This is a genomic window from Sulfurovum sp., assembly GCF_041551015.1.
GTDB lineage: Bacteria > Campylobacterota > Campylobacteria > Campylobacterales > Sulfurovaceae > Sulfurovum.
On the sequence record NZ_JBFENQ010000151.1, the window covers coordinates 1 to 3,997 of the forward strand.

The window sequence follows — 3,997 nt, forward strand, 5'->3', positions numbered from 1 at the left end:
CGGTTTAAGCTTAAGAAGTTCATCTATACCCTCTGCAACATCATCAGGATGTTTACCAAAGATCTTTTCAGTCAATTCTTTATTGGCAAAGATATTCATCAGTACAGGCATATCATACTCTATGCCTTTAGCTTTGTTAATGGGGTTTGTAAAAAGGATAGGACGTGAGTCATCTGTCTTGACTTCTACATAGGCTACATGTGGGATTTCAAGTTCCACGTCAAGGGGTTCATCTATGATCTTTAAATTACCATTATCTTTAAGCCATTGTACTACGTCTTGCATTTTTTATCCTCTTTTTTTCTAAAATATTATATCTATAAAGTAATTTACACTAGATGATTATGGTATGATAATAAAAAGTATCAAAGGTCACTTCACCTATGTCAACTATTATAAAATATATTATTTTTATTATCATTTTTATGTCCCTCATACTTTTTTACCTTCTCTACACACCTTTGGGCAATCAGCAAATCTATAGTTCTATGAGTTATATACTTACCAAGAAAGCAGGCTTAGACGTTGATGTTGAATCTCTAAACATAAAACGGTATCCTTACCTTGAAGCAGATATACTCCTTGAGGACAAATACAACCTCAAACTTAAAGGCTTCCTCGAAAACAATCAGCTTGATATGAACTACACACTCACAAGTAACTGTATTCAGAGTACTATCTGTGCCATAGATGATGAGATTAATATTCAGGGGCATATAAGCGGTCCCATAGGTAATGTTCACGTTACAGGTGAAGGGAAAGCCCTCGATGGCAATGTAAGCTATAGTTTGCTGAAACAAAGTGATATATTTAAAGATGTAAACTTTGTGATAAATGATATGAATTCAAGTAAACTTTTTACACTTCTTGGCCAAAATACTATTTTTAAAGGTAAGTCCAATGCCCATATACTTTTTGATCATATAGGAGAAAAAAGTAAAAAAGGAAAGATAGTTTATGATGTCAAAGATAAAAACTTCTCTGGATTACTGGTAGATCTACATACTCAAATAGATATAGATAATACAAACCATACCTTTATCATAGATATCACTGCACCGGAATTAACACTTCATCTTACTAAAGGACGTTATGATCAAGAGAAAAACTACGCTCATGCTTTTTACGCTCTGGATATTAAAGAATTAAGCCATTTAGAAAAGTTGTTAGGCTACAAATATGTAGGTCCATTTTATGCTTTTGGTGAAATAGAGTATAACAACTATATCATCGTAAAGGGTCTCTCAAAAAGCTTTGGTGGCATGATTGACTTTCTTTATGAAAAAGAGACACTCAAAGCCGATTTGATTGATGTTCCTTTCCAAAATATCATGGAACGAATCTCTTATGCTCCTCTACTCGATACCAAGACAACCGGACAGATACAATATAACTTTCTTACGGAGAGCATCAGTGCACAGACCAAACTTAAAAATGTAAAGTTTTTACCTTCAGAACTTGTCAATACACTCTCTGAGAAAACCGGTATCAATATACAGCAGGAAGTTTTTGATGACAGTAGTGTGAATCTCACATATAAAGACGATATGTTATCTGGTGATATACGCTTGGCAAACTCAAAAAATCATTTGTTATTAAGCCATACAAAGATAAATCTTACAAAGAAATCCATAGAAGGGCATATTGACCTGAAGATACCAAAATATCAACTTGCGGGTAAAACCTATATGATGATGCTCGATGATGCTACACCTATGCAAAATGCTTTTCAAGATACTTACCTTAGATTTAACGGAACGTTTAACAAACATTACAAACTTACTCTGAATGGTTTGGTTAATGACTCTTTGACCAACATGGACTATACTTTAAGCGCTTCACGTTTTCCTAGTCATATCTATACTATAGAAGATGAGATTAACCTTATCGGACATCTCAATGGTCCTTTTTCCCGCTTACATATAAGTGGAGCAGGCACAGCTCTTGATGGTCATATCAGTTATGATGGTATCAAGATCAATGATAGATTGGAAAACTTCTCTCTTAGCATGGATGGTATTCACTCAGTAAAACTTTCTACACTTCTTGGTCAAAAAATCTTTCCTAAAGGTAGGGCTGACCTGCATGCAGATTTTGAATATCTAAGTAAAGAAAGTAAAAAAGGTACACTTATCTACTCACTTAAAAAAAGTACTCTCGATAAACTTCCTTTCTCTTTACATACACAAATAAATCTTGACAACAGTAAGCAAACTTTTACTGCCGATATCACTATGGCAAATGCTAAGCTCAATATCACAAAAGGCTCTCGTGATGCAGATGCAAATACTACAAGTGCCTTTTATGTAATAGATGTAAAAGATCTGACACCATTTGAGAAACTTTTCGGCTACAAATATCATGGTCCGTTCTACGCTATGGGCGAAGCAACCCATCACAAACAGTTTAAGATACAGGGAGTTTCTAAAACATTTGGAGGAATGCTCGATTTTGTCTATGAAAAAGATAGGTTGGACATAGACCTGAATGATGTCTCTTTTAAACAGTTTATGAGTTTATTTCCATTCCAAATTATGATAGATGGTGACACAACAGGTAAGATCAATTATGACTTTATAAAAAAGCGTATGGTAGTGAATACCAAACTCAAAAATGCAAAATTCTTACATTCAGACCTGGTCAGTAACATCTATAAAAAAGCTGATGTAAATATGCTTGTTGAAGAGTTTGATGATAGTACATTAGAAGCAAGTTACCAGAACGATATTTTACAAGGAGATTTAAAACTTGCAAATAACAGAGGCCACTTCTATTTAACCAATACCATCATGAATACTGACAAAAATACCATTAATGCTTACTTTGATTTTAAAATGCAGGAGCAAGAGTTTTCAGGTAAAGTATATGGCTCACTAGATGATCCTGAAGTAGACATAAACATGCAAAAACTTATTAGACACAAAATGGATGAACAGATGGATTCAATAGTAGGGAAAGGAAACCGAAAGATGATGGAAAAAATGCCAATGGGTGAAGCAGCAAAAGATGCTGCTTCAGGTGTTGCAGGAGGATTTATGGGAATCTTTTTCTAACTTATAGTATTGATCCTTATCCATAGATCTTGATCTACATCCTTAAATTGCAGTTGTAAAATGTATGAATAATTGTATTACAACTTGTGTAACTGTTATTCAAAAAAATTCGACTTAAAACTTACAAACAAAGAGAATCACCTCTGAAAAACAGGAACAACACAACTTTTATGAGAATGATTTTTTTAAAAAACAAAGTAGACTTTAATTAAAATAATCCACTTCTCTCTGAAGTTATTTCTTGAATATATAATTTCTATTTTTCTCTCAAATGAGAGAAAAATAGCTATTTAGATTAAAGGAAAATGTCTACAAATGTTGCAAACCAACAGAATGGATTAAAGATAAGACAACTTGTCTTACTGTTAGGGTCTGTAGGATCTGTTCCATTTTGTACTTCTGCACCATCTTCTTGACTATCACCGTCTGTATCTGGATTAAGTGGATCAGTAATATATAAATTCCCATTACCTACATCTGTCGTAAGTTCATAGTTATCACCTAAGCCATCGTCATCTGTATCTTGATCAAGTGGATCTGTACCTGCAGTTATTTCATCACCATCATTAAGAAAATCATTATCACTGTCTGCATCAAGCGGATCTGTACCATTGGTTTCTTCATCACCATCATTAAGTCCATCATTATCACTATCTGCATCAAGCGGATCTGTACCATTCGTAATTTCTTTACCATCATTCACACCATCATCATCACTGTCTGCATCAAGTGGATCTGTACCTGATGTGATCTCCTCTAAGTTGGAAAGGCCATCACCGTCACTATCATTATCCCCATTATTAACAGCATCAAGTTCATCTACTACACCATCACTGTCACTATCCACAATAGATGATTCGATAGCATCAATGAGACCATCACCGTCTGTATCTGTTATACCCTCTTCACTGTCACCTTTACCATCATCATCACTGTCTGTTTTC

Annotated in this window: 1 protein-coding gene and 2 pseudogenes; 1 reads left to right on the forward strand and 2 read right to left on the reverse strand. The window is 34.3% G+C overall.

The genetic code is table 11. The features are described from left to right. A pseudogene (locus ABZC96_RS08795) lies at positions 1-285 on the reverse strand (menaquinone biosynthesis decarboxylase); the annotation flags it as partial. Between the two features lie 98 nt (positions 286-383). On the opposite strand from ABZC96_RS08795, the gene ABZC96_RS08800 reads away from it, so the two are divergent. Continuing rightward, positions 384-3,053 (forward strand): hypothetical protein, encoded by a 2,670-nt coding sequence (locus ABZC96_RS08800; protein ID WP_373030532.1) that lies wholly within the window; start codon positions 384-386, stop codon positions 3,051-3,053. A gap of 295 nt (positions 3,054-3,348) precedes the next feature. Here ABZC96_RS08800 and ABZC96_RS08805 read toward each other — a convergent pair. Then, positions 3,349-3,997 (reverse strand): annotated as a pseudogene (locus ABZC96_RS08805) (hypothetical protein); the annotation flags it as partial.

Coding starts and splice junctions, on each gene's coding strand:
- ABZC96_RS08800 (WP_373030532.1), top strand. CDS start 384: ATGTCAACTATTATAAAATATATTATTTTTATTATCATTTTTATGTCC.